The following is a 24,041-nucleotide window of genomic DNA, read 5'->3' on the forward strand; positions in this document are numbered from 1 at the left end:
AAGTTTCAATCAATTATCTTCATTTCACACTCGCTACCTTAATGGAACAAAGTGATCTCCAATATCGTATTATACACGAAACATCAACCTTCTGAATGCTTTTTCAGTAAAGTTTGTACAAGTTTTTCCATCTCTTCTAACGTTTCTTTATAAATAGAAAGCGATCCGCCAAATGGATCTGAAATATCCTTACTTATACCCTTAGTTAATCCATATAATGTATCCAATTTCTTTTCCACGCTCGGATAATACCCAAGTACAATTTGCTTATGATTTTCCGTCATTGTTACTACAATATCCGCCCAATCAACCAAAGTATCGTTTACCTGCTGCGCGGCATGATTGATTACAATTCCTTTTTCAGCTAAAGCTTCCTTTGCATGTATCGACACATCGCTTCCAGGATAGGCGAAAACACCAGCAGATTGCACTTCAAATTTACCTTCTCCATAATGACGAAGCAAAGCCTCAGCCATCGGACTACGGCATGTATTTCCAGTGCAAACAAATAACACCCGTTTCATCTAAACCCACCCCTTTTTTTCTGTTTCCTACATTTATCCCGATTGGTGAAGGCTAATAATCAGCGGGGGATGAACACCCTCCACTGATTAAAGTTTCACTTTATCATAGCGTACATTAGAATAGAACAAAAGAAATGTGAACATACGAAAGGCGCATTTCTCTTATATTTTTTCTAAGAAAAATGCGCCTTATCCACATATATGAAACCCTATTTCCAAGTGCCCAAAGTATTTTACCATACATAATGAACACACTACGAAACAAAATAAGGAATCCATTTCATATGAAACGGATTCCTTCTATCAAATAATTATTTCATTGTAACTTTCATTACTTCTGTTGAACCTTTTGTAGCTGTTACACCTACAGTTGTCTTAATAGACTCAGCTGCATCTGTGTTTGTAATAACGATTGGAGTAATTGTGCTTTTCGCTTTTTCACGAATTAATTCTAAGTCGAATGAGATTAATTTATCTCCAGCTTTTACAGCTTGTCCTTCAGAAACGTGAGCTTCGAAACCTTCACCTTCCATTTTTACAGTTTCTAATCCAACGTGGATTAAAATTTCTGTACCGTTTTTCGCTTTAATTCCAATAGCATGTTTCGTGTGGAATAATTGTACGATTTCACCATCAACTGGAGATACAACTACACCTTCAGTAGGATCGATCGCAACACCGTCACCCATCATACGACCAGCGAATACTGGATCTGGTACTTCTTCAATATTTTTCACTGCTCCAGTTAATGGAGCTACGATTGTTTCTTCATTTGTTTTTGAACCAAAACCGAATAATTTTTTAAACATAGGATAGTCCTCCTTATAATTTACCTAAAAGTTTATAGGGCAATCTCTATTCAAGATCGAAATACACGTAAGACTTCATACTTCGAATGTTATACTGTAAAAACTCTTTCGAAATAAATCATGTCATTACTACTAGACTCTTATTGTAGCGCTTCACAAAATTCCAGTCAATTCTGATTGTCTGAATAACAATGAGAAGTTAACTTCTACTTATATTTTCTCTTTTTTTCACTTACTTGTCTAGAGGTCTTTACTACATTTTATTTTTTGTTGTTAATTTGTAAAATTCCTTTCAAATTTTTGTTGAAATACACTTGACTAAAGTAAGTAACTATCTTATTATTACTTACATAAGGTAAGTTAATAACTTTTAGGAGGTTTTTTGAAATGATGGATATCGGTCTTCTTATTATTCGTCTTATTATAGGAATTACATTCATGGGTCATGGTGCTCAAAAATTATTTGGTTGGTTCGGCGGTTACGGCTTAAAGGGAACTGGCGGCTGGATGGAGTCAATCGGCTTACGTCCTGGCGTATTTATGGCATTTATGGCTGGCGCAACTGAACTATTAGGTGGTTTCTTATTCGCAGCAGGTATTTTCACTGTAGTTGGTTCATTATTTATCGTAGGAACAATGCTAGTAGCAATTTTCACAGTTCACGGAAAAAATGGTTACTGGGTAACACAAAACGGATTCGAATATAATTTAATGTTAATCGCTGTCGCTATCGGTGTAGCTTTAATTGGACCTGGCGCTTACGTTTTACTTTAATATTTATCTCTATTTCAAGATATTTGCCAAAAAAGAGATTACTTCAGTACAATCGAGGTAATCTCTTTTTTTTACATCATCAAAAAAATATTATTTTCAGCAGGAGATTCCCATTGTTATCTTGTAAAGGAACAATAAGTATTCATATTTAGAAAGGGGATTACAACATGTTATCCATTAATCCAAACGAACAAACTGAAAAAGATAATTACAAATTACTAACAGGAAGTATCATTCCACGTCCTGTTGCATTCGTTACTTCTGTAACTAAAGATGGTGTATTGAACGGTGCGCCATATAGTTATTTCAATATCGTCGCTGCCAATCCACCACTTATCTCAGTTTCAGTACAACGCAAAGAAGGAAAACCGAAAGACACTTCCAGAAACGCAATAGAAAAAGGGGAATTTGTCGTACATATTTCTGATGAATCTTACGTAGAGGCGATCAACGAAACAGCAGCGAACCTACCTCCTAATGAAAGTGAAATCGAATTAGCAAAACTAACACCGATTGACAGTGATGTCATTTCAGTACCAGGGGTTAAAGAAGCAAACATTCGAATGGAGTGCATATTAGAACGCGCTATCCCACTCGGCGGAACCGAAGACTCGCCAGCTTGTGACCTACTAATCGGCCGCGTCGTCCGCTTTCACGTCGCTGAACACTTATACGAAAACGGCCGAATTCACGCCGAAGAACTAAAACCAATAAGCCGCCTAGCAGGACACAACTACGCAAAACTAGGAGAACAATTTGAATTAGTGAGGCCTATCTAAAAGTGGAGGCGACTCGTTCAGCTCTGACCAGCTAAGGTTCTTTCGTCCTAAAGGCGCTTTTTGCCTTTCGGGCGGAAGGTTCTTAGATGCGAAGAGCTAGTCGCCGGCACTGGATACCACCGAAAAGCTCCAGCTTCATCACTCAAACATAACCCCCCCCCGCTGAAAGCGGGGGATTTTTTATCGTAATTCTTCGTTCTTCTCCTCTAATGCCGGGAATTTCTCTTTTTTAGATCTACCAAGCTTTATTACAAAGAAATATAAGGAAAGTAACGTAATAAGGAAAACAATTAAAAACGGGTACGGAGAATAAAAAGTACGCGCCGCCTCCGATTTTCCTGCAACAAACTTCAATGACTCAATATCTAAAAACTCAGCAAACATTTGTACACCGAGCATACTGAACCAAAAAACAAAAAAACTAATAATAATACCAAAAACTTGCTTTAATCTCGTCATTCATCTCATCCTTTCTATATTTGTAATTTTTTAGTGTGATCAATATAGTACAAACGAAACTATGCACAGAAAGGAACTATCTCACCATTCACGAATTAACTTAATCCAACCTAACATCGAAATTTGCAAAATAACACCCAATATTATAAGTCTTCTTAGCCATCGAGGAAAGAAGGTTAAAAGCTTAACATACCATTCCAATAGCTTGTTCATAATTCCCTCCTACATAAAATTATATAGGAAAAAGGAGATACAATCCAAACCCAACAAGAATAATACCACCTACTATTTCACCGTATGTGCCAAGTATATTTTTGGCATGGCTACCAAGCAATAAACCCATCCAAGCCAGTAACATACTTATTAGTCCGAACAATAATATCGTAATAATTGTCTCTGCTCCGTAAATTCCAAGACTAAGACCTACTGAAAAACTATCTATACTGACACCAAATGCAAATACAAATAAACTAATTCCAATTGGAGCAGTTCTAGTCTCTTCCCCTTCTAAAATAGACGAATATACGATATAGAACCCTAGCCCAATTAATAAAATAGCTCCTGCAAAATTTGCGACATCCCCATACCTCTCTGATAGAAAACGTCCTAGTACCATTCCGATAAATGGCATAATAATATGAAATATCCCAATCGTCATACCTATATAAAGGATTTGTCTTAACTTTAATGTTACCATCCCCATACCGAGGCTCACTGAAAATGCATCCATCCCCAGGGCAAATGCCATAATTATTAAAGGTATTAATTGTTCAAGTGTCATTCATATCCCCCCTCGGACGTGCTACTTCACAATATGCTTATCCGAGGAGAAATATTCTGTTTGCTAAAGGTACATTATCATTCAATAATAATCTGATGTCCCGCAGCTTTTGTTAAACGATTCATAATTGCATTTCCTATGCCTTCATTCGGGAATGATTCACTAAAAATAACATCTACTTCACTTGCATCAAACGTTCTAAGCACATCATATAACTTAGTCGCAACGCTGGCTAAATCGCTTCGCACACCACAAGACAATACAACATCTGCACTATACACATGCTGATACTCTTCTGTCGTTAATACACCTACTTTAAATCCTTCTTTCTTTTTCTCATCCACAATACGTTGAATAAACTCACGGGACCCTTCAACAATACTAAGTGGCGCTTTCGGTGCATAATGTGTATATTTCATTCCAGGTGATTTTGGTTTTTCTTTCTCATCCTTTAAAGCTGGATCTAAAGAAACATTTCCTATCACGGCCTCTAATTGCTCCTTCGTAATCCCACCTGGACGTAAAATCGTCGGAACCTCGCTCGTACAATCAATTACAGTTGATTCAACGCCTACTCCTGTTGCCCCGCCATCAACAATACCAGCAATTTTCCCATTCAAATCTTCATACACATGAGAAGCTAACGTTGGACTTGGGCGTCCTGAACGATTCGCACTCGGTGCTGCAACAGGCACGTTTGCCTCTTCAATAAGGGCGAGCGCTACTGGATGATCTGGCATCCTCACTCCGACTGTATTAAGTCCTGCCGTAACCCTCTCTGAAATCCCTTTTTTTCTCGGTAAAATGATTGTTAATGGTCCTGGCCAAAAATGCTCCATTAACTTTTCTGCAACCGGCGGAATTTCTCTTACGATACCATCTAACTGAGATTTTGTTCCTATGTGGACAATCAGTGGATTATCGCTCGGTCTCCCTTTCGCTTCAAAAATTTTCGCTATCGCTTCATCATCCATTGCGTTTGCTCCTAACCCATATACCGTTTCCGTTGGGAAGGCCACCGCTTCATTTTCTCTTAATAATCTCGCTGCTTCTTTTAATTGTGGATAATATTTTTTTCTTTCCACAACATTATCCACAACCCACATATTTGTATGCATTTTTTCCCACGTCCTTTTCTACCATGAAATACTTGTCTATTTTTAGTTTACTATGAGATTTATCCAAAAGACAAACAAGGTTTATCCACAAAATGTGGATAAACCTTGTTAATCCGTGGATAACTTTGTGAATAGCTGACAATTTAGTATTATTGCATTTAGCTCTTTTATATTTTTACAAAAGTGTTCTAACTGTCGAATTTCCTCTGGCACTTCCTCTTTCTCTACAATGACAAAGTTAAAAAACTGAAAGATGGTCACAGATTGTGGATGATTTGTGAGTAAGTACAATTGTCGAATATCTTTTTCTTTCATATACTGCAAAAACATCTCGAAAAAATATAAGAAAGTCTGTTTATCCACATTAGGTGTGAATAAACAAGAACGGATAAGTGCATTTTCTCCACTTTGTTCATATCCAATTACCGCTCGTATTTCTCCCGCCTCTTCCAAGATCATAAATTGTGCGTACAACTCATTTATTTTATCATCTTTTTTATTAGCTTGTCCGAAAAAAGAATGTAATCTTTCTACATCTGCTTTCGTAGCAAAATACACGTTCTTCATAGTAAATCCCTCCTCATTGATATATATGAGGAAGGATTTATTAATAGCACTATTTAGAGAATAAAGATGTAAAAGCTTCGACGATAAATAATTTAACCTCTGGTTTCTCTTCCTCTTCTACTGTTACATATTCATTTTGCTTTTCTTGTTTTTGCTCCACAGGTTTCTCCACTTTTTCCACAGTTTTTGTTTCTACTTTTTTTACAGGCTGTTCTTCTACTTGTGTTTCGTGTTTTACTACTTTCTTTTCCTGTGCTGTTACTTTTTCAGCTTTTTCCGGCTTTACTACTTTCTTTTCTTTCACCTTATCCTCTTTCTTCTCCGGTACATCCACTACTTCCTCATCTAGTTGTCTCACCTGCTCCTCTTCAGGAGATTCAGCTTTCACAACATGTTCTTCTTTCCTTACAGCTGTACCACTTGAAAAATCTAAGAAACACATCGGTGGAAATAATACACACCACCAGTTTGCACCTTCACCTTTTCCAATTGTAATAAGTACCGCTTCATATTCTCCTGCCGGATAAATAAAATTCCCATATACCTTTGTAGGAAACTTCACATTCTTACCGAATTTCACTTGAAACGCCTCTTTACTTCCTTCTCTTTTTAGTGTATTTGCCACTGTCTTTTCAATTTCAGGAATATGATTTTGAATTACTTTTCGAGCTTCTTCAAATGACGTTAAATCCGCTACCCATCCATCAATTTGCGCTTTTACTTCATCGCGTACTTTACGCTTTAACGCCTGATCTTTATCGGAATCACTATTAGCTAAAATACGTAATCGAACGGCCTCTTTCGGAATAACAGTAGGCCCTTTTGCATCAGCTTTCATATATCCAAACTGCACAAGTAACTGTGCACCAATTAATAATAAAAGAAAGTAAGCAATAACTTGTTTTTTCATTTCCTCCACCGTCCCCTCTAGAAACAGTGTGGACAGACTTTCATCTTTCTAAACTATTAAATTCAAAATCTATATAAAAAACCGATAGAAAAGCATTTTTTTAATTGGCGAGAGGAACTGGCTATGTATAGGTAATAAGGTGCGTATTTTCGCTGAAATAATTCCCCTTACCAAAATTCTAAATAAAATGTATGGCTGAGTAGTTACGAATTTTTCATACAAAAAATAGAGTAAGGCTTATGCCTTACTCCATCTCTGCAAATACCATGCGATCTTTTCCATTAATATCAAATACAACTTCAACTTGAGCTCGCGGGAAAGTTTGCTGTAATAATGCTTTCACATCTTCACCTTGCCCTACACCAATTTCAAACGCCACAATCGCCTTGTTCTGTAATACATTCGGCAATTCCTCCATAAAACGACGATAGAAATCTAGTCCATCTTCCCCACCAACAAGCGCACGCTTCGGCTCATGCTCCTTCACAACAGTAGAAAGACCACGCCAATCTTCCTCTGGTATGTACGGAGGATTGGAAACAACAACATCTAACTTCTGACCTGTTTCATAAAACGGAGACAGTAAATCGCCGTGATAGAAAGTTACATCCGCCCCTAAAGTTTTTGCATTTTCTTTTGCAACTTCAATCGACTCCTGTGCGATATCTACTGTATACACATGAAGATTTTTATTTTCTAAAGCGAGCGTAATAGAAATCGCTCCACTACCTGTTCCAATATCCGCTATGTGAAGCTCCTCATTACCGAAATGGCGCTCAATTCTCTCTAGCACTCCAACTATAAGTTCCTCTGTTTCCGGTCTTGGTATCAATACCTCTTCATTTACAAAGAATGATCGGCCATAAAACATTTCATAACCGAGCATATATTGGATCGGAATACCTTCTACATGCTTGTGGATAAATTCTGCAAAACTTTTCTCTTGTTCCGCAGTTATTTCTTCACGCATATTCATGAGCATTCCGGTTCTGTTCGTCTTTAATACATGACAAAGGACAATTTCTCCCGCATTTTCATCTCGTCCATTTTCCTGTAAAAAAGAAGAAGCCCATTTCAGGGCTTCATAGACACGCATTACTCAGCTGCCTCCATCTTTTGCGCCTGATCTTCCATCACTAAGGCATTGATGAAATCATCTAACTTACCTTGTAGGATTTGATCTAGCTTTTGAATCGTTAAACCGATTCGATGGTCTGTAACACGGTTTTGCGGGAAGTTATACGTACGAATACGCTCTGAACGATCTCCCGTACCAACAGCTTGTTTACGGTTTTGATCATACTCAGCTTGCGCTTCTTGTCTAAATTTATCATAAACACGTGCGCGTAATACTTTCATCGCTTTTTCTTTATTCTTAATTTGTGATTTCTCATCCTGACAAGATACAACTACACCAGTCGGTAAATGCGTTAAACGTACCGCTGACATCGTTGTATTAACGCTTTGTCCACCAGGACCACTAGAAGCAAACGTATCAACACGAACATCTTTTTCATGAATATTAATTTCTACTTCTTCTGCCTCTGGTAGTACAGCTACAGTTGCTGTAGATGTATGAATACGTCCGCCAGATTCCGTTTCAGGAACACGTTGTACACGGTGAGCACCATTCTCGAATTTCAGCTTCGCGAAAGCACCTTTACCGTTAATCATAAAGATAATCTCTTTATATCCACCTAACTCTGTATAGCTCGCTTCGATAATTTCAGTTTTCCAACCTTGCACCTCAGCATAACGGCTATACATACGATATAAATCACCAGCAAATAAAGCTGCTTCGTCACCACCAGCAGCGCCACGAACCTCAACGATAACGTTTTTATCATCATTAGGGTCTTTTGGAACAAGTAAAATTTTCAGACGTTCTGATAATGTTTTCTCTTGTCCTTCTAATTCAGAAACCTCTTCTTTTACCATATCACGCATATCAGCGTCTAACTTATCTTCTAACATTGCTTTTGCATCTCGTAATTGCTCACGAACATCTTTATACTCACGGTACACCTCTACCGTGTCCTGAATATCAGATTGCTCTTTTGAATACTCACGAAGCTTATTTGTATCGCTAATAACCTCTGGGTCACTTAACAACTCATTCAACTTCTCATAACGATCTTCTACAGCTTGCAAACGATCTAACACACCATTCACCTCTACATCCTAGTATCTAATACAAATAGTATATGGTACTTAATCAAAAAAACGCAAATTATATTTAAAAGCGTAAGCGGCTTGCTCAGAATCGCAGGACATTGGAACTCTCGACCTTGAAGCGCTTTTTGCTTCGAGCGAGAGAGTGAAATGGCCGGAGATTCTAGCCGCTGGAGCTAGATAATATTTAAAAGCGCAAGCGGCTCGCTCAGCTCTGACTGGCTAAGGTTCTCTCGCACAAAAGGTGCTTTTCACCTTGAGTAGCGGCGGTTCTTAGACACGAAGAGCTGGCCACCAATCTTCATCTATTTTCGAAAAAAACCCGCTCTACATAGCGAGTTTCACTTATCTTTGTTTTGTAGGTACTGCATGACAATGACGACAACGTGGTTCATACGATTCTGAAGCCCCAACTAAAATAATTGGATCATCAAATGCCGCTGGTTCTCCATCGATTAAACGTTGCGTACGACTTGCAGGAGATCCACATTCAGAACAAACTGCCTGCAATTTAGTTACATGTTCAGCAATCGCCATCAGCTGAGGAACTTGTCCAAATGGTAGACCACGGAAATCTTGGTCTAATCCAGCTACAATGACACGATAGCCACGATTTGCCAATACTTGCACCACTTCCACAATGTCCCCATCAAAAAATTGTACCTCATCGATTGCAATAACATCCATTTCTTCTGTTACATGGTTAAATATATCTTTTGAAGCTGAAACAGGAACTGCTTTAACCTTTAATCCATTATGTGATACAACATCTTCTTCACTATAACGATTATCAATACATGGTTTAAATACAATCGCATGTTGTTTCGCAAATTGTGTACGGCGTATACGGCGGATGAGCTCTTCTGATTTCCCAGAAAACATACTCCCGCAAATCACTTCAATCCAACCATTTTGATTCATTAAGTACATTGAGCTCTCCTTTCATCTACTTTCCTAATCCAAAGTAGGGTAAAGGTTTAATATTTTCGCAAAAAAAACAGACAAGCGAATACATACACTTGCCTGTTTTATGTTCTTTATTACTTGATGCCGTATTTCTTATTGAAGCGGTCAACACGTCCGTCTGCAGTAGCAAACTTCTGACGTCCAGTGTAGAATGGGTGAGAATCAGAACTGATCTCAATTTTTAGTAATGGATAAGTGTTACCATCTTCCCACTCAACAGTTTCGCTAGAGCCTTTTGTAGACCCGCTTAAGAATTTGAAGCCAGTGTTCGTGTCCATAAATACAACTTTATTGTAATTTGGATGGATTCCTGCTTTCATTCTTTTCATCTCCTTCCGCCCTGAATCATTTTCGAAACAGAGTTTTTCATCTTCAGCTGCTTACACAACTATATTGATGAAACACATATGATGAAATTATAACAAGGCTAACTCCATTTTGCAACTACCTGTTTTTGTCTTTTTAAAAATTAAAAGCACAAGCGGCTCGTTCAGAATCGCAGGACATTGGAGCTCTCGACCAAGAAGCGCTTTTTGCTTCGACCGAGAGAGCGAAATGGCCGGAGATTCTAGCCGCTGGAGCTGGATAGCACCTAAAAGTGGAGGCGGCTCGCTCAGCTCTGACTGGCTAAGGTTCTCTCGCACAAAAGGTGCTTTTTACCTTGAGTGCGGGAGGTTCTTAGACACGAAGAGCTAGCCGCCGGAACTGGATATCAATTAAAAGCACAAGCGGCTCGTTCAGAATCCAGGTCACTTCAAGCTCTCGACCAAGAAGCGCTTTTTGCTTCGACCGAGAGAGCGAAATGGCCGGAGATTCTAGCCGCTGGAGATGGATATACCTAAAAGCACAAGCGGCTTGTTCAGAATGAGAGGGGGATGGAGCTTCTGACGTAGCGGCTCGCCCAGAATCGTAGGGCACTTCAAGCTCTCAATCCAAATATGATTTCCATCTCAAAAAACAAATTTTTTCCATATATTACTCTCTCTAATATTCCCTTAAAAACATAAAAAACTCGCTTACTACGAAATAAGCGAGTCCCCATCTTTTCCCTTTACTTAGTGGTTACATACCTTTTTGAGTCTGCAACAATGTTTTGTAAAAATTCTTCATTTGTCTTTGTTTGACGAAGTTTACGTAAGAAGCCTTCAACAAAGTCTGGTGTATCACGCATTGTTTTACGAATACCCCACAGCTTGTCTAAATGTTCTTTCGGAATTAATAGGTCTTCTTTACGCGTACCAGAGCGACGAATATCAATCGCTGGGAAGATACGGCGCTCAGCTAATGAGCGATCTAAGTGAAGTTCCATATTTCCAGTTCCTTTAAACTCCTCGTAAATTACATCATCCATACGAGACCCTGTATCAACAAGCGCTGTTGCTAAAATCGTTAGGCTACCGCCCTCTTCGATATTACGCGCAGCCCCAAAGAAACGCTTCGGTCTATGAAAAGCAGCAGGATCAATACCACCTGATAAGGTTCTACCACTTGGCGGAATAACAAGGTTGTAAGCACGCGCTAAACGGGTAATACTATCCATTAAAATGACAACGTCCCTTTTATGTTCTACAAGACGCATTGCACGCTCTAATACAAGCTCCGCTACTTTAATATGATTCTCTGGCACTTCATCAAAAGTAGAACTTACAACATCACCTTTAACAGAACGTTCAATATCTGTTACTTCCTCTGGACGCTCATCAATTAAAAGTACAATTAATTCTGCTTCCGGATGATTTGTTGTGACACTGTGTGCAATTTCTTTTAACAGACTTGTTTTACCAGCCTTTGGAGGCGCAACAATTAAACCACGTTGTCCAAATCCAACTGGTGCGATTAAATCCATGATGCGTGTCGGTAACTTTTTCGTTTCCGTCTCCAATTTCATTTGGCGATCTGGGTATAACGGTGTTAATGCAGGGAAATGTACACGCTCTTTTGCTGAGTCTGGATCATCTCCATTTACAGCTTCAACTTGTAGCAATCCAAAATAGCGCTCATTTTCTTTCGGAGGTCGTACTTTACCAGAAACCTTATCTCCATTACGTAAATCGAAACGACGAATTTGCGAAGCCGAGATATAAATATCTTCTGAGCTTGGAGAATAATTGATAGGACGTAAGAATCCAAATCCTTCTGATTGAATAATTTCTAATACGCCTTCCATGAAAAAGAAACCTTCTTTTTCTGCTCGAGCTTTTAAGATAGAGAAGATTAGCTCTTTTTTCGTTAACTTGCTGTAATACGAAATCTTAAATTCCTTCGCAAGCTCGTATAACTCTTTTAATTTCATGTTTTCTAATGCTGCAATTGACAAATTCATTCAGACACCACACTTTAACTTTATTCTCTTTTCACATGGGTAAAGGGAAAAATACGGAAGGCAAATAAATAATAATGAAAGGCAATAAGTTCAAGTAGGATAATATTCACTATTGTAACCCTTTTATCTAGTTTTAATCAATACGTTGAAACACAAATACAAGAAGCGAAGACAAGAAAATTTGTCTTCGCCTTTTCATATTTCTTTCTTTTTTCTACTCACCTGATTTTAAGGCAGAATAGATAAGGTATTTCTGCTTTTATTTAATTCAGTTCCAGGGGCTAGAATCTCCGGTCATTTCACCCCTTCCTGTGAGGCAAAAAGCGCCTCTACGTCTGAAGCTCCATCCCCCTCCCATTCTGAACGAGCTGCTTACGCTTTTTATTTAATAACCAAATTCGGTTTTTTATTTAAGCTATGGCGGCCGTCTACGAAGCGTACTGTGCCTGATTTTGCACGCATAACAAGTGATTGTGTTGTTCCGACGCTACCTTTAAATTGAACGCCTCGTAATAGTTCTCCGTCTGTTACACCTGTTGCTGCAAAGATTGCATCGTCACCTTTTACTAAGTCTTCCATACGAAGGATACGATTGATATCTTCAATACCCATTCTTTTACAACGAGCTAGTTCAGCTTCGTTTTGAGGTAAGAGCTTCCCGTGAATTTCTCCACCTAAGCATTTTAATGCGACCGCAGCTAATACACCTTCAGGTGCTCCACCAGAACCGAATAGAATATCTACACCAGTACGGTCAAATGCTGTATTGATTGCTCCAGCTACATCTCCATCGTTAATTAATTTAATACGAGCACCAGCTTTACGAATTTCTTCGATAATTGCTTGATGACGTGGACGGTTTAAAACTGTCGCTACAACATCTTCGATATCTTTATTTTTCGCTTTCGCAACTGCACGTAAGTTGTCGATAATAGGTGCGTCAATATCAACTGCACCAACTGCTTCTGGACCAACCGCTATTTTATCCATGTACATGTCAGGAGCATGTAACAAATTGCCGTGATCTGCAATTGCAATAACAGCAAGCGCATTCCAGCCGCCAGCCGCTACGATATTTGTCCCTTCTAGAGGATCAACTGCAACGTCTACGCGTGGTCCATATCCTGTACCCAATTTTTCTCCGATATATAGCATTGGCGCTTCATCCATTTCACCTTCGCCAATTACAACTGTACCTTTCATCGGAATTGTATCAAATACATCACGCATAGCTGATGTTGCTGCACCATCTGCCTCATCTTTTTTTCCGCGCCCCATCCAACGCGCTGATGATAATGCTGCAGCCTCTGTTACACGTACTAACTCCATAGATAAACTTCTTTCCACGATAATCCCTCTCCTTTAAGCCTTTATATTTCTGCCGTATTTTGTGAACCTTATTTTTCTATAAAGTGTACTTCCGTTAGTAGTGATTCTTCGCTCCCCATTAACGGAAGTATCACCACCTTATCCCGATTGGTGAGGGTTAATAATCGACGTGGGATACCCCATACTGATTAAAGTTTCACTTTATGCATTCTTCATTTCTTCAATTTCTTGCTTTGTCATTTGTTCTCGCCAAATGTTTGCACCAAGCCCTTTAAGCTTGTCTACTATATTTTCGTAACCTCGATCAATATGATCAAGTCCCGTTACTTCTGTAATGCCATCTGCCATTAAACCCGCAATAACAAGGGACGCACCAGCTCGTAGGTCACTCGCTTTCACCTTCGCACCTTGCAATAAAACCGGTCCAGTCACAATTGCTGAACGGCCTTCTACTTTAATTTGCGCGTTCATACGGCGCAATTCATCAATATGCTTGAAACGTGCGCTGTAAATTGTATCAGTTACAACTCCTGTTCCATGCGCTTTTGTTAAAAGCGTTGTAAACGGCTGTTGTAAATCCGTTGGAAACCCTGGATATACAAGCGTTTTTACATCAACTACTTTTAACCTTCTATTGCCGTTCACTGTAATTTGGTCATCGTTCGTTTCAATTTGAACACCAGCTTCTCTTAGCTTCGCAGTAACGGATTCTAAATGCTGAGGAATAACATTATCAACTGTTACTTCTCCTCCTGATGCTGCTCCTAAAATCATATACGTACCAGCTTCAATACGGTCTGGAATAATAGTGTGGTGACAACCGTGCAGTGAATCCACACCATCAATTCGGATTACGTCTGTACCAGCACCTTTAATACGTGCTCCCATACTCGTTAACAATGTAGCTACATCAATAATCTCTGGTTCTTTCGCTGCATTTTCAATAACAGTTCTACCTTTCGCTCGTACAGCCGCTAGCATAATATTAATCGTAGCTCCTACACTAACAACATCTAAATAAATACGTGCCCCACGTAGTTCGTCTGCTCTTAAATAAATGGCACCTTGTTCATTTGTAACATATGCCCCTAACGCTTCAAACCCTTTAATATGCTGATCAATCGGTCGTGGCCCTAAATGACATCCACCTGGAAGCCCAATAACAGCTTTTTTAAAACGGCCAAGCATTGCACCCATTAAATAATAAGAGGCGCGCAATTTTTTCACTTTTCCATTTGGTAAAGGCATCGCAACCATGTTAGAAGGATCGACTACCATCTCTTCTTCCTGCCCATAAGTTACTTTCCCTCCAATTTCCTCTAGTAAGTCTCCTAACATTTTCACGTCCGAAATATTAGGAACACCGCCAATAGTTACTGGAGTATCTGCTAAAATTGTCGCTGGAATTAGTGCAACAGCACTGTTCTTTGCACCACTCACACGAATCGTTCCATTTAAAGCTCTTCCGCCTTCAATTAGCAACTTTTCCATATTGAGCTCCCTTCTTGTGAATGTATTTATCTTCTACTTCTTTATAAGAAGTAGAAGATTCCCCCTTAAGAATCTCAATCACTCTTTCCATCCTGAAACTCAATAAGTAGAAAACCATCACCTGTAGCTCCCCTGCTATACAAATAGATGAAGATTAACTATTCATCGAATCAAATTACTCAATTCAGATACTTACCACATTTATTAATAGGACTATGCACATTATTTTCTATATTCGCAAACCAAAAATTCACTTTATAAAATCTTTAGACTTGTTCACGCTTTCATTATACAACGAAAGGAAACCGTCTAAAAGACTAGACGGTTTCCAAAACGGAATTTTATTCTTACGCTTTACCGTTAGAACCGAACTCACGCATTTTACCAGCAACAGTTGCTTTGATAGCGTCGCGGCCAGGTCCAATATATTTACGAGGATCGTAAACTTCTTGGTCTTTGTTTAATGCTTCACGAACAGCTTTTGTAAACTCAATTTGGTTCTCAGTGTTTACGTTAATTTTTGAAGTACCTAGAGAAATAGCTTTTACGATATCAGCAGTTGGGATACCAGTACCACCGTGTAATACTAAAGGTACGCCAGTGAAGTCACGAACTTGTTCCATTTCAGCGAATCCTAAGTTAGGCTCACCTTTGTAAGGACCGTGTACAGAACCTAGAGCTGGAGCTAGGCAATCGATACCTGTTGCTTCAACAAGGTGCTTACACTCTGCTGGATCAGCGTAAATTACGCCTTCAGCGATGATGTCGTCTTCTTGTCCTCCAACTGTTCCAAGCTCAGCTTCAACAGATACGTTACGAGCGTGTGCGTATTCTACTACTTTTTTAGTAGTTTCAACGTTTTCATCGAATGGGTGGTGAGAAGCGTCGATCATTACAGATGTGAAACCTGCATCAATTGCTTCTTTACATTTTTCGAAGCTTGAACCATGGTCAAGGTGAATCGCTACAGGAACAGAAATGTTCATTTCTTCGATTAAAGCTTTAACCATAGCTACAACTGTTTTGAAACCAGTCATATGACGAGCTGCACCCTCAGATACACCTAAGATTACAGGAGATTTTTCTTCTTCCGCAGCAGCTAAGATAGCTTGAGTCCACTCTAAGTTGTTCATGTTGAATTGACCAACTGCGTATTTTCCTTCTAGTGCTGTGTTTAGCATTTCTTTCATAGAAACTAAAGGCATGGTGAATCCTCCTAAAAAACGTTTTTTGTATCCGATAAATTCTTATCGCTGGTAGTATGACCAGAATAAGGTAAAATATGTATATTTACATACCGGACTTCTTTCTACACTCAATAGGATAACAACTTGTACTCAAAAACTCAACCGTATTCACCTGCTCAATAGTCCATGTAAACGCTTTTTTCCATATTTTTTATAAAAAATTCACTTTTTACGCCTCTACGGCAAGCTGATCTCTCACTGCTTGACGAATCTCATCGATATCAAACGGTTTAGCAAAGTGCATTAAAGCTCCTAAATCTTTCGCTTCTTGAATCATATCCAATTCTCCATAAGCAGTCATTAAAATAACTTTAATACTCTCATCAATTTCTTTTACATGTTTTAAAATCTCTATACCATCCATACCTGGGATTTTCATATCTAACACTACTAAATCTGGATTATCTTTTTTCACGATATCTAAAGCTTGAAATCCATTCGCTGCTTGGAACGTCTGATAACCTTCTTTTTGGAACACTTCATGCAATAAAACACGAATGCCATATTGATCATCAACGATTAAAATTTTCCCTTCCATAACTCCCAACCTTTCTGTGTAAGTACAAGATTTAAAGCTTCTTATATCTTATCGGTTTATTTTCGCTACTCTTTGCCAAATCCCTTCCTATTCTTTCTTATTTTACCGTTTACTATTTCGTTATGCTACCCTACGATTTCCCCTTTCTAAAAAAAATGAGCTATAATGGGAACCGGCTAGCACGAAAGAAAGGAGCAACAACATGTTAAAAATTTTCTCGACTCAATTAAGTGGATATTTCTCCAGAATTTCTCAAAAAGAGGAAATGAATATAGAAGATAGCGCTCGTCTACTTGCCCAGGCGTTAGTGGGAGACGGCTTCATTTACTTGCACGGTACAAACGAAATGGAGGGTATTGTTTCAGAAGCATTATTTGGCGCCGAACCAATGAAACAAGCAAAACGTTTAATAGAAAACGGTGAACCGGCGGCAGTGACTTCTGCGGACCGCGTACTTCTTATTAGTCGTTTTTCGACAGATGAAGAAATTATAAAAACCGCGAAAAAACTTCATGAAGAAGGCCAATCTATCGTTGGAATCTCGGCTATTCAAGAAGGTGTTGAATCACTGGAACAATATACAGATATACATATTGATACAAAGCTGTTAAAAGGTCTTATTCCAGATGATGAAGGTAACCGCTATGGGTTCCCAAGTTTAATTATAGCTTTATTTGCTTATCACGGATTGAAATTTACAATTGATGAAATGTTAAACGAATATTAAAAAAAGCGCCCTATTTCAGGCGCTTTTTTTTATTACTTGCTCTCTTTATTCGTAATAGAAGCACTTACGAAGTCATGGAACAATGGTTGTGGACGGTTTGGACGAGATACAAGTTCTGGATGGAACTGTGCTGCCACGAACCAAGGGTGATCTTGTAATTCAATAATTTCCACTAGACGACCGTCTGGGCTTGTACCAGAGAATACAAATCCTGCTTTTTCCATATCTGGACGGAATTGATTGTTGAACTCATAACGATGACGATGACGCTCATATACAACCGGCTCATTGTAAGCATTGTAAGCATTTGTTTCTTCAGCAAGCTTACATGGGTATAGACCAAGGCGAAGTGTACCACCTAAATCTTCTACATCTTTTTGTTCTGGTAATAAATCGATAATTGCATAAGGTGTGTCAGGATTAATTTCAGAAGAGTTAGCTCCTTCTAATCCTAATACGTTACGTGCAAATTCGATTGATGCAAGTTGCATACCTAGGCAAATTCCTAAGAATGGAACTTTGTTTTCACGAGCATATTGAATTGCAACGATTTTACCTTCTACACCACGATCGCCGAAGCCACCTGGTACAAGGATACCATCTGTATCGCCAACTAATTCTTTTACGTTCTCTGCTGTTACGTGCTCAGCATTTACCCATTTTACTTCTACATCTGTGTCGAATGAATAACCTGCATGACGAAGCGCTTCTACAACAGAAATGTATGCATCTTGAAGCTCTACGTATTTACCAACAAGAGCGATTTTTGTTTTCTTAGAAAGGTTACGTACTTTATTAACTAGCGCAGTCCAATCTGTCATATCTGCAGCTGGATTGTCTAACTTCAAGTGATCACAAACGATTTGGTCCATGTTTTGTTCTTGAAGAGATAATGGAACCGCATATAAAGTATCTGCATCGCGTGCTTCGATAACTGCTTTTGTATCGATGTCACAGAATAATGCAAGCTTGTCTTTCATGTCCTGAGAAACAGGTAGTTCTGTACGAACAACGATAATATTTGGTTGAATACCTAAGCTGCGAAGCTCTTTAACGCTATGTTGCGTTGGTTTTGTTTTCATTTCACCCGCTGCTTTTAAGTACGGGATTAACGTACAGTGAATGTACATTACATTGTCACGACCGATGTCGCTCTTAATTTGACGAATTGCTTCTAAGAATGGTAGAGACTCGATATCACCAACAGTTCCACCGATTTCTGTAATAACAACGTCGGCATTTGTTTCGCGACCAGAACGATATACACGTTCTTTAATTTCGTTAGTAATGTGAGGAATAACTTGAACTGTTCCTCCTAAATATTCACCACGACGCTCTTTTTGAAGAACTGAAGAGTAAATTTTACCTGTTGTTACGTTGCTGTATTTATTTAAGTTGATGTCGATAAAACGCTCATAGTGACCTAGGTCTAAGTCCGTTTCTGCACCATCATCTGTTACGAATACCTCACCGTGTTGGTAGGGGCTCATAGTCCCTGGGTCTACGTTAATGTATGGATCAAACTTTTGAATAGTTACGTTTAAACCACGATTCTTTAAAAGTCTTCCAAGAGATGCTGCTGTAATACCTTTACCTAAAGACGATACTACACCGCCTGTTACAAAAATATACTTAGTCATGAAAAAGCTCCCTCCTATTTTGCTGTTATATAATCACCGTTGCAAAGCGCAACGTATGTAGATAACACTGTATCCATCTTATTGTTAGACTCTTTTTATTTTCTAAACAAAAAACAAAAAAGAAAATTGCTCCCCTCATCACATAAAGTAATAAGTAGGGAGCAATTTTCTTTTATATTTACACTTTAAAAGTATTATCGTCTTTTTTTAAAGAGCCCAAAAATGATTCTACATGGACGATAATGAAAAGTCAAGAACTACCGCTCTTCCTCTTCTTCTTCTTCAGTTTCATCATACTCAAGTTCTTCTTCTGCGAAGTCTTCATTATCTTCTTCTAAATCATCAAGATCATCATCTTCATCATCTGCGTCTTCGTCTTCAAGAACTTTGTCCAAATCTACTACATCTTCTTCTACTTCTTCTTCTACTTCTTCTACATCATCTTCTTCAATGTAGTCGTCAAAACCGTCTTCTTCAACTTTGCGTTTCTTCTTCGGTTTTGGCTGAGGCAGAATTTCTTCATCAATTTGCTCATATGGGTACCAGCTACGTAGCCCCCAACGATTTTCTCCTAAATTAATGAAACGTCCATCGATGTTTAAATCTGTATAAAATTGTGCGAGTTTCGTATTAACTTGCCCTTGAGATAGTCCCAGCACTTGAGCGATTTCTTGAACCAACTCGTTGAATGTCGTTGCTTGTCTTTTATTCCCTAAAACACTATGTACAACTTCAATCATTGAACATTCTTTTAGCTCTTCTGGTGAATATTGCTTAAAACCCACTTATGCGGCACTTCCTTTCTTCAAATATAAGCTTATATATAACGGTCTGCTTAAAAAAATCCATACTATTCATTATAAACAAAAGTCGCACAAATATGCTACAAAAAAAACGGGAAACTTTTATCGCGCTATTTACGGGCAATAAAATTATAATTTGTCCATTCTTTATTTCGGAGACATATGTGCTCCTTGCAGTACATACCTAATTTGCATTTCTGTATATTCTTCGAGAGTATACAGTTTTTGCAGGGCCCAACGTCTAAATCCCCACATTTGTCCTTGTATGAAAATATTATGTGCAAGAAGCTGTATTTCCTTTTTATTTAGTGTAAATGTCCCATTTTCCGTACACTGCTCTAAAATATCCTCAAACATCCCGACCATTTGAAACTCTTTTTCTAATACATATGGGAGTGATTCCTTCGGTAAAAAACGTACCTCTTGATACATAATTAATACTTCTTCTTGCAATTCATCCATCACTTTAAAATAATTCATTATCGCTATCTTTAAGCTTTCTATACTTCCCTTCTCTGTACACACTACTTCCTCTAACCGCTCTTTTACATGTTCATAAATACTATCACAAACTAAATATAATACATCATCTTTTGTGCGAATATACTCATAAAGTGTTCCGATACTAAATCCAGCCGCTTTCGCAATTTCTCTCGTTGTTGTACGCGGGAATCCTTTTTGCTTAAACAGCTGCACCGCACCTTTAATCATTTGTTCACGTCTTAACGCAACTAATTTTTCATCTTTCACTGACGCATGTACATTATGTTTAACCATCCCTTCACCTCTCTCTATTATTTTTGGAAGTAAAAAGCGTAGGAAAATACCTACGCTTTTGTTCCTACTTCGTTAACATACGAGAAATTACAAGCCTTTGAATCTCTTGTGTTCCCTCATATATTTGTGTAATCTTTGCATCGCGCATATAACGCTCTACTGGATAATCTTTCGTATAACCATAACCACCAAATACTTGTACCGCTTCAGTCGTTACCTTCATCGCTGTATCACCTGCAAATACTTTTGACATCGCTGACTCTTTCCCATACGGAAGCCCTTCAGATTCAAGCCAAGCCGCTTGATATGTTAAAAGACGCGCTGCCTCTACATCCGTTGCCATATCCGCAAGTTTAAAGCCAATTCCTTGTTGCACCGCAATTGGCTTCCCAAACTGATGACGTTCTCTTGCATATTCTACAGAAGCATCTAAAGCGGATTGTGCAATACCGACTGCTTGTGCCGCAATACCATTACGGCCGCCATCTAATGTCTGCATCGCAACTTTAAATCCTTGGCCCTCTTCCCCTAGTAAATTCTCTACAGGAATACGGCAGTCTTCAAATATAATTTCAGTTGTTGGCGAAGAACGAATCCCCAGCTTACTTTCCTTCTTCCCAACCGAAAATCCTAGCGTATCACTCTCCACAATAAATGCACTCGTGCCGCGCTGCTTCGAATCAGGATCTGTTAATGCAAAAACAACATAAATATCAGCAATACCGCCATTTGTAATAAAAATTTTCGAACCATTTAAAATGTAATGGTCTCCATCTCGTTTTGCAGTCGTCCTCATTCCACCAGCATCTGATCCAGAGCTTGGTTCTGTTAAGCCATATGCACCAATTTTCTTCCCTTCAGCCATTGGGCGCAAAAACTTTTGTTTTTGCTCTTCCGTTCCAAATTTAAAAATTGGCCATCCAGCAAGTGAAGTATGTGCAGACAACGTTACACCTGTAGAAGCACAAACGCGGGATAATTCTTCAACGGCAATTACATACGCCAAGTAATCGCTTCCAATTCCGCCGTATTCTTCAGGCCACGGAATACCGGTTAAACCAAGCTCTGCCATTTGATCAAATAAAGCGCGATCAAATCGCTCTTCCTCATCACGCTCTGCTGCTGTCGGTGCTACTTCATTCCTCGCAAAATCCCGAACCATTTTTCTTATCATTTCATGTTCTTCTGATAATTTAAAATGCATTCCCGTCTCCCCCTCTGCCTTTTTATAAAACTCGACTAATTACAAGCTTTTGTATTTCGCTCGTTCCTTCATATATTTGCGTGATCTTCGCATCACGGAAAAATCTTTCTACTGGATAATCTTTCGTATAACCGTAACCGCCAAATACTTGCACCGCTTCAATCGCAACTTCAACGGCCGTCTTAGAAGCAAATAATTTCGCAATAGAAGCTTCTTTACCGCATGGTAATCCTTGTGCTCTTAGCGATGCTGCTCTGTATACAAGTAATCGCGCTGCTTCTACACTTGTTGCCATATCTGCAAGTTTGAATCCGAGTCCTTGCTGCGCCGCAATTGGCTTTCCGAATTGCTCACGCTCTTTCGCATAATCAATCGCACATGCAAGCGCCGCTTCCGCGATTCCTAATGCTTGCGCTCCGATTCCAATTCGCCCAACATCTAAATTCGCCATTGCCACCTTAAATCCTTGTCCTTCTTCACCAAGTAAATTCTCGGCCGGCACTTTCATATCTTCAAACGTAAGTTGCACTGTACGAGAACCAAGAAGACCCATCTTATGCTCATCTTTTCCAATGATTAAGCCTGGTGTATCTTTCTCTACTATAAATGCTGAAATCCCGCTTTTCCCCGCATCTGGATTTGTAGACGCGAAGACGATATATGTACTTGCTTCACCACCATTTGTAATAAAGACTTTCGATCCATTAATGATGTAGTGATCGTCTTTCTTTACAGCTCTTGATTTCAAACTACCTGCATCTGATCCTGCATTCGGTTCTGTTAGAGCAAATGCGCCTAAATATTCACCAGTCGCCAGTTTAGAAACATATTTCTGCTTCTGTTCTTCTGTTCCGAAGTATAAAATCGGATTCATTCCAACTGACGTATGTACAGCCAAAATTACACCAACCGTTGCACTTACCTTTGAAATTTCCTCAATTGCTAGAATGTAAGAAATAAAATCCATTTCTGCCCCGCCATATTTTGCAGGCGCTGGAATACCCATTAGTCCAAGCTCACCCATCTTTTGCAAAATCTCTTTCGGGAACACCCCTTGTTCCATACTAGGAACAAAGGGAGCTATTTCCTTCTGTGCAAAATCTCGAACCATTTTCCTCATCATTTGTTGCTCTTCAGTAAAGTGAAAATTCATGTACTTCGCCTCCGTTTGCTATATATCTTTTTAACAATTTGGTCAGACCACTACTTTAATAAAGGGAGGAATTTATTCGTAAACGTAGAAACCACGACCCGTTTTACGTCCTAACCATCCTGCATTCACATACTTACGTAATAATGGACATGGGCGATATTTACTATCTCCTAATCCTTCATGCAACACTTCCATAATGTATAAACACGTATCTAAACCGATAAAGTCAGCTAACGTAAGTGGTCCCATCGGATGATTCATACCGAGTTTCATTACTTCATCAATTGCTTCTTTCGTCGCCACTCCTTCGTATAACGTATAAATCGCTTCGTTAATCATCGGTAATAAAATACGGTTCGATACAAACCCTGGGAAATCATTTACTTCAACTGGCACTTTCCCAATTTTTTTCGTAATATCCTCAATCGTTTCATACACTGCATCATCTGTAGCTAAACCACGAATAATTTCAACGAGTTTCATAACTGGAACTGGATTCATAAAGTGCATGCCGATTACTTTCTCAGGACGTTTCGTTACCGCTGCAATTTCCGTAATTGGTAACGATGACGTATTCGTCGCTAAAATTGCGTGTTCTGGAGCGATTTCATCTAAATTCGCAAAAATTTTCTTTTTAATATCCATTTTTTCAACAGCTGCTTCAATAATAAGATCAGCTTCTTTGACACTATTTAAATCGAGCGTCCATGTAAGACGATTTAAAGTCGCATCTTTCTCTTCTTCCTTCATACGGCCTTTTTCTACTTGGCGGGCTAAATTTTTTGAAATAACAGCTAGCCCTCTATCTAATTGCTCTTGCTTTAAATCTTGCACTTTCACATCATAGCCTGCCATTGCACACACTTGTGCGATACCTGAACCCATTTGCCCTGCACCAATTACAACAATCTTTTGTACACTCATTTTTTCTTCCCCCTTAATTGTTAATA

Annotated in this window: 26 protein-coding genes; 3 read left to right on the plus strand and 23 right to left on the minus strand. The window is 38.9% G+C overall.

Annotation, left to right across the window (positions count from 1 at the left end):
- Positions 1-83: 83 nt before the first annotated feature.
- Positions 84-524 carry a low molecular weight protein arginine phosphatase gene (locus AC0IXC_RS18980; protein WP_215590492.1) on the minus strand — a complete coding sequence of 147 codons (441 nt, stop codon included), beginning with the start codon at positions 522-524 and terminating at the stop codon, positions 84-86.
- A 311-nt stretch (positions 525-835) separates the two neighbouring features.
- Positions 836-1,333 carry a PTS sugar transporter subunit IIA gene (locus AC0IXC_RS18985; protein WP_002016294.1) on the minus strand — a complete coding sequence of 166 codons (498 nt, stop codon included), beginning with the start codon at positions 1,331-1,333 and terminating at the stop codon, positions 836-838.
- A gap of 387 nt (positions 1,334-1,720) precedes the next feature.
- Here AC0IXC_RS18985 and AC0IXC_RS18990 point away from each other — a divergent pair, with 387 nt between their 5' ends.
- Together AC0IXC_RS18990 and AC0IXC_RS18995 are read left to right on the plus strand one after the other, a co-directional pair.
- The gene (locus AC0IXC_RS18990; protein ID WP_002068579.1) at positions 1,721-2,107 is read left to right on the plus strand and encodes a DoxX family protein; all 387 of its coding nucleotides are present in this window, start codon (positions 1,721-1,723) and stop codon (positions 2,105-2,107) included.
- A 167-nt stretch (positions 2,108-2,274) separates the two neighbouring features.
- Positions 2,275-2,886 (plus strand): flavin reductase family protein, encoded by a 612-nt coding sequence (locus AC0IXC_RS18995; RefSeq protein ID WP_002034901.1) that lies wholly within the window; start codon positions 2,275-2,277, stop codon positions 2,884-2,886.
- A gap of 180 nt (positions 2,887-3,066) precedes the next feature.
- On the opposite strand, the gene AC0IXC_RS19000 is transcribed toward AC0IXC_RS18995, so the two are convergent.
- From AC0IXC_RS19000 to spo0F, 15 genes are all read right to left on the minus strand, one after another.
- A complete protein-coding gene (locus AC0IXC_RS19000; protein WP_002034899.1) occupies positions 3,067-3,345 on the minus strand; it encodes a DUF3935 domain-containing protein in 279 nt (92 codons plus the stop codon).
- A gap of 81 nt (positions 3,346-3,426) precedes the next feature.
- Complete coding sequence (locus AC0IXC_RS19005) at positions 3,427-3,558, minus strand: hypothetical protein (protein WP_002139014.1); 132 nt, start codon at positions 3,556-3,558, stop codon at positions 3,427-3,429.
- 19 nt (positions 3,559-3,577) lie between these two features.
- Positions 3,578-4,126 (minus strand): manganese efflux pump MntP, encoded by a 549-nt coding sequence (locus AC0IXC_RS19010; protein WP_002016298.1) that lies wholly within the window; start codon positions 4,124-4,126, stop codon positions 3,578-3,580.
- Positions 4,127-4,203: 77 nt separating this feature from the next.
- Complete coding sequence (locus AC0IXC_RS19015) at positions 4,204-5,244, minus strand: L-threonylcarbamoyladenylate synthase (protein ID WP_002016299.1); 1,041 nt, start codon at positions 5,242-5,244, stop codon at positions 4,204-4,206.
- Between the two features lie 108 nt (positions 5,245-5,352).
- Positions 5,353-5,811: a GNAT family N-acetyltransferase gene (locus tag AC0IXC_RS19020; RefSeq protein WP_002034898.1), complete on the minus strand. Its 459-nt coding sequence runs from the start codon at positions 5,809-5,811 to the stop codon at positions 5,353-5,355.
- Between the two features lie 49 nt (positions 5,812-5,860).
- Positions 5,861-6,721: a stage II sporulation protein R gene (spoIIR, locus tag AC0IXC_RS19025; RefSeq protein ID WP_002130069.1), complete on the minus strand. Its 861-nt coding sequence runs from the start codon at positions 6,719-6,721 to the stop codon at positions 5,861-5,863.
- 244 nt (positions 6,722-6,965) lie between these two features.
- A complete protein-coding gene (gene prmC / locus AC0IXC_RS19030) occupies positions 6,966-7,817 on the minus strand; it encodes a peptide chain release factor N(5)-glutamine methyltransferase (protein ID WP_002139010.1) in 852 nt (283 codons plus the stop codon).
- Positions 7,817-8,884 (minus strand): peptide chain release factor 1, encoded by a 1,068-nt coding sequence (gene prfA / locus AC0IXC_RS19035; RefSeq protein ID WP_002113060.1) that lies wholly within the window; start codon positions 8,882-8,884, stop codon positions 7,817-7,819. Before prfA ends, prmC begins: the two co-directional genes overlap by 1 nt.
- A gap of 354 nt (positions 8,885-9,238) precedes the next feature.
- Positions 9,239-9,823, minus strand: a complete 585-nt coding sequence (locus tag AC0IXC_RS19040; protein WP_002016305.1) for a thymidine kinase — start codon at positions 9,821-9,823, stop codon at positions 9,239-9,241.
- 110 nt (positions 9,824-9,933) lie between these two features.
- Positions 9,934-10,179: a type B 50S ribosomal protein L31 gene (locus AC0IXC_RS19045; protein ID WP_000643447.1), complete on the minus strand. Its 246-nt coding sequence runs from the start codon at positions 10,177-10,179 to the stop codon at positions 9,934-9,936.
- A 731-nt stretch (positions 10,180-10,910) separates the two neighbouring features.
- Positions 10,911-12,182, minus strand: coding sequence for a transcription termination factor Rho (gene rho / locus AC0IXC_RS19050; RefSeq protein WP_002016308.1), 1,272 nt, complete (start codon positions 12,180-12,182; stop codon positions 10,911-10,913).
- Positions 12,183-12,563: 381 nt separating this feature from the next.
- Positions 12,564-13,529 carry a class II fructose-bisphosphatase gene (gene glpX, locus AC0IXC_RS19055; RefSeq protein WP_002016310.1) on the minus strand — a complete coding sequence of 322 codons (966 nt, stop codon included), beginning with the start codon at positions 13,527-13,529 and terminating at the stop codon, positions 12,564-12,566.
- 183 nt (positions 13,530-13,712) lie between these two features.
- Positions 13,713-15,002, minus strand: a complete 1,290-nt coding sequence (murA, locus tag AC0IXC_RS19060) for a UDP-N-acetylglucosamine 1-carboxyvinyltransferase (RefSeq protein WP_002034893.1) — start codon at positions 15,000-15,002, stop codon at positions 13,713-13,715.
- 347 nt (positions 15,003-15,349) lie between these two features.
- Positions 15,350-16,207, minus strand: a complete 858-nt coding sequence (locus AC0IXC_RS19065; protein ID WP_002016312.1) for a class II fructose-bisphosphate aldolase — start codon at positions 16,205-16,207, stop codon at positions 15,350-15,352.
- 211 nt (positions 16,208-16,418) lie between these two features.
- Entirely contained in the window at positions 16,419-16,787 is a 369-nt protein-coding gene (gene spo0F / locus AC0IXC_RS19070; RefSeq protein ID WP_000398592.1) for a sporulation initiation phosphotransferase Spo0F, read from the minus strand.
- Positions 16,788-16,989: 202 nt separating this feature from the next.
- Between spo0F and AC0IXC_RS19075 the strand changes: the two genes are divergently transcribed.
- Positions 16,990-17,514 carry a DUF2529 domain-containing protein gene (locus AC0IXC_RS19075; protein ID WP_471653152.1) on the plus strand — a complete coding sequence of 175 codons (525 nt, stop codon included), beginning with the start codon at positions 16,990-16,992 and terminating at the stop codon, positions 17,512-17,514.
- A 32-nt stretch (positions 17,515-17,546) separates the two neighbouring features.
- Here AC0IXC_RS19075 and pyrG read toward each other — a convergent pair whose 3' ends face one another.
- The 6 genes from pyrG to AC0IXC_RS19105 all read right to left on the minus strand — a co-directional run bounded on the left by pyrG (position 17,547) and on the right by AC0IXC_RS19105 (position 24,015).
- A complete protein-coding gene (gene pyrG, locus AC0IXC_RS19080; RefSeq protein WP_002016314.1) occupies positions 17,547-19,154 on the minus strand; it encodes a CTP synthase in 1,608 nt (535 codons plus the stop codon).
- 257 nt (positions 19,155-19,411) lie between these two features.
- Positions 19,412-19,939, minus strand: coding sequence for a DNA-directed RNA polymerase subunit delta (gene rpoE, locus AC0IXC_RS19085; RefSeq protein ID WP_002143883.1), 528 nt, complete (start codon positions 19,937-19,939; stop codon positions 19,412-19,414).
- Positions 19,940-20,104: 165 nt separating this feature from the next.
- Positions 20,105-20,734, minus strand: a complete 630-nt coding sequence (locus AC0IXC_RS19090; protein WP_002034889.1) for a TetR/AcrR family transcriptional regulator — start codon at positions 20,732-20,734, stop codon at positions 20,105-20,107.
- A 64-nt stretch (positions 20,735-20,798) separates the two neighbouring features.
- Complete coding sequence (gene acdA / locus AC0IXC_RS19095) at positions 20,799-21,938, minus strand: acyl-CoA dehydrogenase AcdA (protein WP_471653153.1); 1,140 nt, start codon at positions 21,936-21,938, stop codon at positions 20,799-20,801.
- Positions 21,939-21,960: 22 nt separating this feature from the next.
- The gene (locus AC0IXC_RS19100) at positions 21,961-23,091 is read right to left on the minus strand and encodes an acyl-CoA dehydrogenase (protein WP_471653154.1); all 1,131 of its coding nucleotides are present in this window, start codon (positions 23,089-23,091) and stop codon (positions 21,961-21,963) included.
- Between the two features lie 72 nt (positions 23,092-23,163).
- Positions 23,164-24,015: a 3-hydroxybutyryl-CoA dehydrogenase gene (locus tag AC0IXC_RS19105; RefSeq protein ID WP_002016322.1), complete on the minus strand. Its 852-nt coding sequence runs from the start codon at positions 24,013-24,015 to the stop codon at positions 23,164-23,166.
- Between the last annotated feature and the right edge of the window lie 26 nt (positions 24,016-24,041).

It is taken from the genome of Bacillus sp. AC266 (assembly GCF_979253805.1).

Coding starts and splice junctions, on each gene's coding strand:
- prmC (WP_002139010.1), bottom strand. CDS start 7,817: ATGCGTGTCTATGAAGCCCTGAAATGGGCTTCTTCTTTTTTACAGGAA.
- acdA (WP_471653153.1), bottom strand. CDS start 21,938: ATGCATTTTAAATTATCAGAAGAACATGAAATGATAAGAAAAATGGTT.
- AC0IXC_RS18995 (WP_002034901.1), top strand. CDS start 2,275: ATGTTATCCATTAATCCAAACGAACAAACTGAAAAAGATAATTACAAA.
- AC0IXC_RS18980 (WP_215590492.1), bottom strand. CDS start 524: ATGAAACGGGTGTTATTTGTTTGCACTGGAAATACATGCCGTAGTCCG.
- spo0F (WP_000398592.1), bottom strand. CDS start 16,787: ATGGAAGGGAAAATTTTAATCGTTGATGATCAATATGGCATTCGTGTT.
- spoIIR (WP_002130069.1), bottom strand. CDS start 6,721: ATGAAAAAACAAGTTATTGCTTACTTTCTTTTATTATTAATTGGTGCA.
- murA (WP_002034893.1), bottom strand. CDS start 15,002: ATGGAAAAGTTGCTAATTGAAGGCGGAAGAGCTTTAAATGGAACGATT.
- AC0IXC_RS19000 (WP_002034899.1), bottom strand. CDS start 3,345: ATGACGAGATTAAAGCAAGTTTTTGGTATTATTATTAGTTTTTTTGTT.
- AC0IXC_RS19075 (WP_471653152.1), top strand. CDS start 16,990: ATGTTAAAAATTTTCTCGACTCAATTAAGTGGATATTTCTCCAGAATT.
- AC0IXC_RS19105 (WP_002016322.1), bottom strand. CDS start 24,015: ATGAGTGTACAAAAGATTGTTGTAATTGGTGCAGGGCAAATGGGTTCA.
- rho (WP_002016308.1), bottom strand. CDS start 12,182: ATGAATTTGTCAATTGCAGCATTAGAAAACATGAAATTAAAAGAGTTA.
- AC0IXC_RS19090 (WP_002034889.1), bottom strand. CDS start 20,734: ATGGTTAAACATAATGTACATGCGTCAGTGAAAGATGAAAAATTAGTT.
- AC0IXC_RS19065 (WP_002016312.1), bottom strand. CDS start 16,207: ATGCCTTTAGTTTCTATGAAAGAAATGCTAAACACAGCACTAGAAGGA.
- AC0IXC_RS19040 (WP_002016305.1), bottom strand. CDS start 9,823: ATGTACTTAATGAATCAAAATGGTTGGATTGAAGTGATTTGCGGGAGT.
- AC0IXC_RS19005 (WP_002139014.1), bottom strand. CDS start 3,558: ATGAACAAGCTATTGGAATGGTATGTTAAGCTTTTAACCTTCTTTCCT.
- AC0IXC_RS19015 (WP_002016299.1), bottom strand. CDS start 5,244: ATGCATACAAATATGTGGGTTGTGGATAATGTTGTGGAAAGAAAAAAA.
- AC0IXC_RS19020 (WP_002034898.1), bottom strand. CDS start 5,811: ATGAAGAACGTGTATTTTGCTACGAAAGCAGATGTAGAAAGATTACAT.
- AC0IXC_RS19100 (WP_471653154.1), bottom strand. CDS start 23,091: ATGAATTTTCACTTTACTGAAGAGCAACAAATGATGAGGAAAATGGTT.
- AC0IXC_RS18990 (WP_002068579.1), top strand. CDS start 1,721: ATGATGGATATCGGTCTTCTTATTATTCGTCTTATTATAGGAATTACA.
- pyrG (WP_002016314.1), bottom strand. CDS start 19,154: ATGACTAAGTATATTTTTGTAACAGGCGGTGTAGTATCGTCTTTAGGT.
- AC0IXC_RS19045 (WP_000643447.1), bottom strand. CDS start 10,179: ATGAAAGCAGGAATCCATCCAAATTACAATAAAGTTGTATTTATGGAC.
- AC0IXC_RS19010 (WP_002016298.1), bottom strand. CDS start 4,126: ATGACACTTGAACAATTAATACCTTTAATAATTATGGCATTTGCCCTG.
- AC0IXC_RS18985 (WP_002016294.1), bottom strand. CDS start 1,333: ATGTTTAAAAAATTATTCGGTTTTGGTTCAAAAACAAATGAAGAAACA.